Origin of the sequence: Citrobacter sp. Cpa228 (genome assembly GCF_030333085.1) — a bacterium.
GTDB lineage: Bacteria > Pseudomonadota > Gammaproteobacteria > Enterobacterales > Enterobacteriaceae > Citrobacter > Citrobacter pasteurii.
Map to the genome: position 1 here is coordinate 149764 of NZ_JAOWGQ010000054.1, position 6566 is coordinate 156329.

Annotated in this window: 4 protein-coding genes; all 4 read right to left on the reverse strand. The window is 48.8% G+C overall.

Going from position 1 to position 6566, the window contains the following annotated elements:
• Positions 1-90: 90 nt before the first annotated feature.
• Entirely contained in the window at positions 91-1737 is a 1647-nt protein-coding gene (gene fumA / locus OGX91_RS18330) for a class I fumarate hydratase FumA (protein ID WP_005132487.1), read from the reverse strand.
• Positions 1738-1833: 96 nt separating this feature from the next.
• Positions 1834-3174, reverse strand: a complete 1341-nt coding sequence (gene dcuB, locus OGX91_RS18335) for an anaerobic C4-dicarboxylate transporter DcuB (protein ID WP_040234012.1) — start codon at positions 3172-3174, stop codon at positions 1834-1836.
• Positions 3175-3926: 752 nt separating this feature from the next.
• Positions 3927-4646 (reverse strand): two-component system response regulator DcuR, encoded by a 720-nt coding sequence (dcuR, locus tag OGX91_RS18340; RefSeq protein WP_005132485.1) that lies wholly within the window; start codon positions 4644-4646, stop codon positions 3927-3929.
• Entirely contained in the window at positions 4643-6274 is a 1632-nt protein-coding gene (locus tag OGX91_RS18345) for a sensor histidine kinase (RefSeq protein WP_040234011.1), read from the reverse strand. The genes dcuR and OGX91_RS18345 overlap by 4 nt, the downstream gene beginning before the upstream one ends.
• Positions 6275-6566: the final 292 nt, after the last annotated feature.

Sequence of the window (6566 nt, forward strand, 5' to 3'; positions counted from 1 at the left end):
ACGCCAGTTAATGGGGGGATAAAGTTGGCCCGGGGGGATCACCGGGCTGGCCCCAAAATTTGGTGTCAGTCCAGTGCCGGGCCGAATAGGTTACTTCGCGCAGTTAGCGCATTGTTTACTGACGATTTGCTGGAAGAAATCGTTGCCTTTGTCATCGACCAGGATGAAAGCCGGGAAATCTTCTACTTCGATTTTCCAGATAGCTTCCATTCCCAGCTCCGGGTATTCCACGCATTCCAGATGCTTAATGCTCTGCTGCGCCAGTACCGCTGCCGGACCACCGATGCTACCTAAGTAGAAGCCGCCGTGTTTATGGCAGGCGTCGGTCACTTGCTGGCTGCGGTTACCTTTCGCCAACATGATCATGCTGCCGCCATGGGACTGCAGCAGGTCAACATAGGAGTCCATACGACCCGCAGTGGTTGGACCCAAAGAACCGGACGGGTAACCTGCCGGCGTTTTCGCCGGGCCTGCGTAGTAGATCGGATGATCTTTCACGTACTGCGGCAGACCTTCGCCGGACTCGATGCGTTCTTTCAGCTTCGCGTGGGCGATGTCGCGACCGACAATGATAGTGCCGCTCAGCGACAGACGGGTGGATACCGGGTACTGAGAAAGCTGGGCAAGGATCTCTTTCATCGGACGGTTAAGGTCAACTTTAACCACTTCGCCTTCGCCGGCCTGGCGCAGAGATTCCGGGATGTACTGGCCTGGGTTATGTTCCAGTTTTTCAATCCAGATACCTTCGCGGTTAATCTTGGCCTTAATATTACGGTCTGCGGAGCAGGAAACGCCCATGCCTACCGGGCAGGATGCGCCGTGGCGAGGCAGTCGAATCACGCGGATGTCGTGAGCGAAATATTTCCCGCCAAACTGGGCGCCAAGGCCGAGTTTCTGGGCTTCTTCCAACAGTTCCTGTTCCAGTTGCAGATCGCGGAATGCCTGACCGTGAGCGTTACCTTCAGTCGGCAGCGCATCATAGTAGTGTGTGCTGGCCAGTTTCACCGTTTTGAGGGTGCTTTCTGCTGACGTACCACCAATCACAAATGCGATATGGTACGGCGGGCAAGCTGCAGTCCCCAGCGTACGCATTTTCTCAACCAGGAAGTTTTTCAGTTTGCCGGGAGTCAGTAGTGCTTTGGTTTCCTGATACAGGTAGGTTTTGTTGGCAGAACCGCCGCCTTTTGCCACGCACAGGAATTTATATTCGTCGCCGTCCACGCTGTACAGGTCGATTTGCGCAGGCAGGTTAGTGCCGGTATTCACTTCTTTGTACATATCCAGCGCCGCGTTTTGCGAGTAGCGCAGGTTATCTTCAATATAGGTATTAAATACGCCTCTGGAGAGCGCCGCTTCGTCACCGCCGCCGGTCCAGACACGTTGACCTTTTTTACCCATGATAATGGCCGTGCCGGTATCCTGACAGGTTGGCAATACGCCTTTGGCGGCAATCTCGGAGTTTCTCAGGAATTGCAGCGCAACGTACTTATCGTTTTCGCTGGCTTCAGGATCATGGAGTATGGAGGCGACTTGCTGTTGGTGTTCAGGGCGGAGCATGAAGGAGGCATCGTGGAAGGCTTGCTGGGCCAGTAGCGTAAGTGCTTCAGGCGCTACTTTCAGGATTGACTCGCCTTCAAACTCGCCGACGCTGACGTGATCGGATGTCAGCAGGTAGTACTCAGTTTTGTCTTCCCCCAGTGGGAAAGCCGCCTGGTAAGTGAATTCAACATTTGACATTTGCTTCCAGCCTTTTCATTTTTCTCAGGAATTTTAAAATTCTCTGTGTCTTAACGGTGGCGTGCCGCACCATAGCGGACGGCACGCGAAGTGTGCTTACAGGAAACCGTACATTGCGGCGAAGACCCAACCAAAGACACAGGATACGCTTACGCCGATCAAACCAGGCAGAATGAAGCTGTGGTTGATAACGAAACGGCCAATGTGGGTGGTACCTGAACGGTCAAACTGAATAGCAGCCAGATCGCTCGGGTAGGTCGGCAGAATGTAGTAACCGTAACATGCCGGAGCAGAAGCAACGATGTACGCTGGATCAACCCCGATAGCCAGTGCGACCGGGACGATAGCGGCCAGCGCTGCAGCCTGAGAGTTTACAAACTTGGAGACCAACAGCAGGATAACCGCATAGGCCCACGGATATTCTTTCACCATCTCGCCCAGTACGCCCTGAATTTCAGACATATGCGCACCGAACATGGTTTCCGCCATCCAGGCAATACCGTACACCGCAACAATCGCGATCATACCTGAACGGAAGACTTCATTTTTTGAGATAGATGCGGGATTCGTTTTGGTTAAGATGATAATCAATGCGCCAGTCAGCAGCATGAACATCTGGATAACCAGTACCATTGACAGCGGTTTGCCGCCAAAAGAAGGGCGCAGTTCAGATACCGCACCGAGCACGGCAACAACGGCGATGGCAGCGAGGAAGATCCACATTGCCAGCCAGTTACTTTTCGGCAGTTTTTTGTCTAACAGTGTTGCCGTGTCGCCATACACATAGTGATGGTTTTCAGGTACGGAAATAAACTTCTGAAACTCTTCGTCTTTATCCAGATCTTTACCACGGAACCAGCTGAAAATACCGATAGCCAGGATACCCAGCAGGGTAGATGGAATGGTGATGCCGAGCAGGTCGAGGAATTCGAGGTGCTTGCCTTCAAATGTCACGTTACCCAGCATCGCAACCAGAGAGACAACGGCGACGGAAACCGGACTGGCGATAATCCCCATCTGTGCACCGATAGAACTCGCCGCCATTGGGCGTTCCGGGCGAATATTGTTCTTAATGGCGACGTCATAAATGATCGGCAGAATGGTGTACACCACGTGGCCGGTACCGCACAGGATAGTCAGGGTACAGGTAACAAATGGTGCTACGATAGAAACGTATTTTGGGTTACGACGCAGCAGCTTTTCAGCAATTTGCAGCATAACGTCAAGACCGCCGGAGGCTTGCAAGGTTGCAGAAGCGGCCACCACGGCAATAATAACCAGCATTACATCAACAGGGGGTTTACCCGGCTGGAGATGGAACACGAAAACCAGAATAACCAGGCCGATACCGCCTAACAAACCCAGCGCGATACCGCCCTTTCTGGCACCATAAAACAAACATATTAATATTATGAGAAGTTGTATACTAAATAACATTTTATTTACCCTCGCGAAAAACCCAGTCAATTTTTGAAAAATGGATCTGTAGCACATTCTTTTTTGCCGGAATAAGCATCAAAAAATGGTCAGTATTCGATATGTCCGTATTTGCGATTAATGTTTAAATATCTGGCTAGAATGTATTTATAACTTTTTGGAAATATTTAACTTTTTTCTATGGCATTGATCAGAGGAGAGAATCCTCAGGCGATGGGAGGTTGGGCTGGTTATGAAGCGCTGCGGCTGACGCTGTAGTTTGGCTGGCTTACACCGGTTTTCCGGAGGCTGACCGTCGGTTCTACATTGTCCGCTATTACGTGAAACACCGATATACCAGGTGAGTGTGTTCTTTATGTGATCGCGGTCACGCCATGTCATGTGGTAATGAATCTGGCGTACGGATACGTTTATTTGCTCACAAAAATGTACGGTGTCCATAGTACGTAGCATGGTCTCCATTGCTACCAGTCTAGATTTTTATGTCTGATGAAATTCAGACTAATCCTTTAGGAGTAAAAATACACACTCTGTGGGTTAGTTAATACTTAATTAACTTTTGTTAGCGATTTTGAAATTAAAAACAGTGTGATGTTTATCAATAACAAAATAATAAATTTAACATGTTTGATACAAATATATTTGATCTAACGCAAATTCACTATTTATCTGTTTTAGTGGGATAAAAAGGGATTTTTCATTATTTTAATAATTGTTACTTTTATATAACGAATAATCCCCGGGGGAGCGTTTTATTGGCAGTATTGTTTAAGTAATGAGTAATGCTCAGCCTGAACGCGGTAGCGGTAAACCGGCCGGCCAGTAACACCATAATGGATACTGGTAAATAAGATATGACAATTGACGAGCCAGATAAGGTATTTACGGCATGAGACCCGGGAGATATTGACCTCGTTCGCCAGTTCATCCGTGGAGAACTCCTGGTCCTGGTGCTCATCAATCCACTGGCACAGCGTACGTAACGTTTGTGGTGTCAGCCCCTTGGGTAAGCGCCGCGTTTCCTGCTCGCTGGAAGAGCTACCATGAATCAGTTGGTCAAGCTCTGACTGTTCATAGTACTGGTGCTTCTCCATATCCGTTTTCTTCTGCAGCCAGTTGGTTAAGGCCTCTTCGAAGCGTGAGGCCTGAAACGGTTTGATCAGATAATCAACGACACCGTAGTGGAGTGAGTCTTTAATTGTTGTCGCATCGGCGGCGGAGGAGATGACGATGACATCACATTTACAGCCTTCGCTGTGCAGAATGGGTAACAGGTCCAGACCGTTTTCTTTCTGCATATAAATATCCAGTAGAATCAGGTCAATATGATGTTCGCCATGAAAGATGATCTCTTTGGCTTTTTCGAGAGTAGAGGCCGTTCCGCAGCAATGAAAACCAGACAGCTGCGCGACATAACGGCGGTTTAACTCCGCAACCATTGCATCGTCATCGACAATTAAGACATTGATCATCTGCTGGCCCTCTCACCATTCCACGGTAACTGTACAAAAAATTGGGTGAAGACCCCAGGTTCGGATTCGACGGAAATATTGCCGCCAACGTTTTCAACCTGCTGTTTCACAAGTGCTAAACCGACGCCTCGTTCGGTTCCTTTTGACGAGACGCCCTTCTCAAAGATGTGGTCAATGCGTTCGGGGGCGATCCCCGGACCATCGTCATTCACTTCGCAATGCAACCAGCCGTGTCGATAATGCAAGGATACGCTGATCTCGCCCCCAGATTCTTGACCTAGCGCCTCCAGGGCGTTTTCAATTAAATTGCCCAGCACGGTGATCAACACCGCCACCTGATCTTCATTACTGTTTTCCGGCAACTGGCTTTCATTACTAATGATCAGACTATGACCTAAATCAGATGTGCGATTAATCTTACTGAGTAAAAAGCCCGCGATCACCGGTGATTTTATTTTGCCTAACAGTGAGCCAATCTCTTCCTGATAATTGTTGGCCGTCTTAATGATATAATTTTCCAACTGCTTATAACTTTTCAGGTGCAATAATCCCAGAATCACGTGTAACTTGTTCATGAATTCGTGGGATCGTTCACGAAGTGCATCGGCATAGTTGACCATACCGTCCAGACGCTGCATCAGTTTTCGGACTTCAGTCTTGTCTCTGAAGGTTGAAATAGCCCCGATGATTTTGCCATTGCTGAGTACTGGAACGGTGTTGATTAAAAGCAGCCGATCCTTCACCATGATCTCCTCATCACGGCGTGGCGTTCCATCACGTAGCACCTGCGAAAGATCAACTACCTGAGACCATGCATGGCTGAGTGTGGATAGCTGGGCATCATCCTGTGACTTACGGTAATCCAATAGCTCCTGGGCGGCCTGGTTTATTAGCGTGACCTCACCACTATCATCAACGGCAATGACCCCCTCCTTTATAGAGTGCAGCATTGCCTGGCGCTGTTCGAACAGATTGGAAATTTCATAAGGCTCCAGACCAAACAGAATGCGTTTGAGAACCTTCACCAATACCCAGGTACCTAATAACCCAACCAGAACGCCAAATAAGATGGACCAAAAGATACTGCCGCGGCTGTTATTGATCTGCTCGGTGACCCTGCTTAACTCGAGACCAATCGACACAACCCCAATCTGCTGGTGATGTTCGTTATAAATGGGGGTGAAAACGCGTAGCGCTTTAGCCAGAAAGCCGCGATTAATGGCAACGTTCTCTTTGCCCTGTAACGCCAACAGGATGTCGTCGCCTTTAAACGGTTGGCCGATACGTTGTGCTTCAGGGTGCGAATAACGAATGCTTTTCATATCCGTGACAACGATGAATAAAAAATCGTTGCGCTTATTTACCGCTTGAGCAATTGCCTGGATACCACTGTCCTCAGGCTTTTTCTTGAGCCCCTCGCGGATTTCAGGAGAGTTTGCCAACGTTCGCGCGACCGCAAGCGCTTTGTCTGCTAATGCATCACGTGTCGTGTTGCTGATTTGCGAGAAGTAAATCAAATGAACGACGAGCAGCACAGAGAAGAGGACCGCGCTGACCATGAGGATCACGGTTGTGCCGAGTTTCATCGGGCGTTTGCGTATCGTAGTTCGTTGCAGAGGGTGTCTCATCGCAGTCCTGGAATCACTGTTTGTGCGGGTATTATTGCCCGATGAGGTACGTAATTCAAAGGTGGTAGGGATTATGGAGCTTAAGTTGTCAGCCCTTCTTCTTTATATAGCGTAGAGTGAATTTCTTTCTATATAGAGGTTTTCATACCGGTTCTCTCCTTTTTCAGGGACGCTGACAGATAATTTGCTTACGATTGTGGATAACTCTGTGCGTAAATGGGTATAAGGCGGTGTTTTGCTGTGGAATGCAGCAGTCAGTCATTTTTCTGTCATTTAAGGGTTGCGGGCTGAG

Bases quoted from the DNA above. Each gene is read 5' to 3' on its own strand.
- fumA (WP_005132487.1), bottom strand. From the start codon at position 1,737: ATGTCAAATGTTGAATTCACTTACCAGGCGGCTTTCCCACTGGGGGAA.
- dcuB (WP_040234012.1), bottom strand. From the start codon at position 3,174: ATGTTATTTAGTATACAACTTCTCATAATATTAATATGTTTGTTTTAT.
- dcuR (WP_005132485.1), bottom strand. From the start codon at position 4,646: ATGATCAATGTCTTAATTGTCGATGACGATGCAATGGTTGCGGAGTTA.
- OGX91_RS18345 (WP_040234011.1), bottom strand. From the start codon at position 6,274: ATGAGACACCCTCTGCAACGAACTACGATACGCAAACGCCCGATGAAA.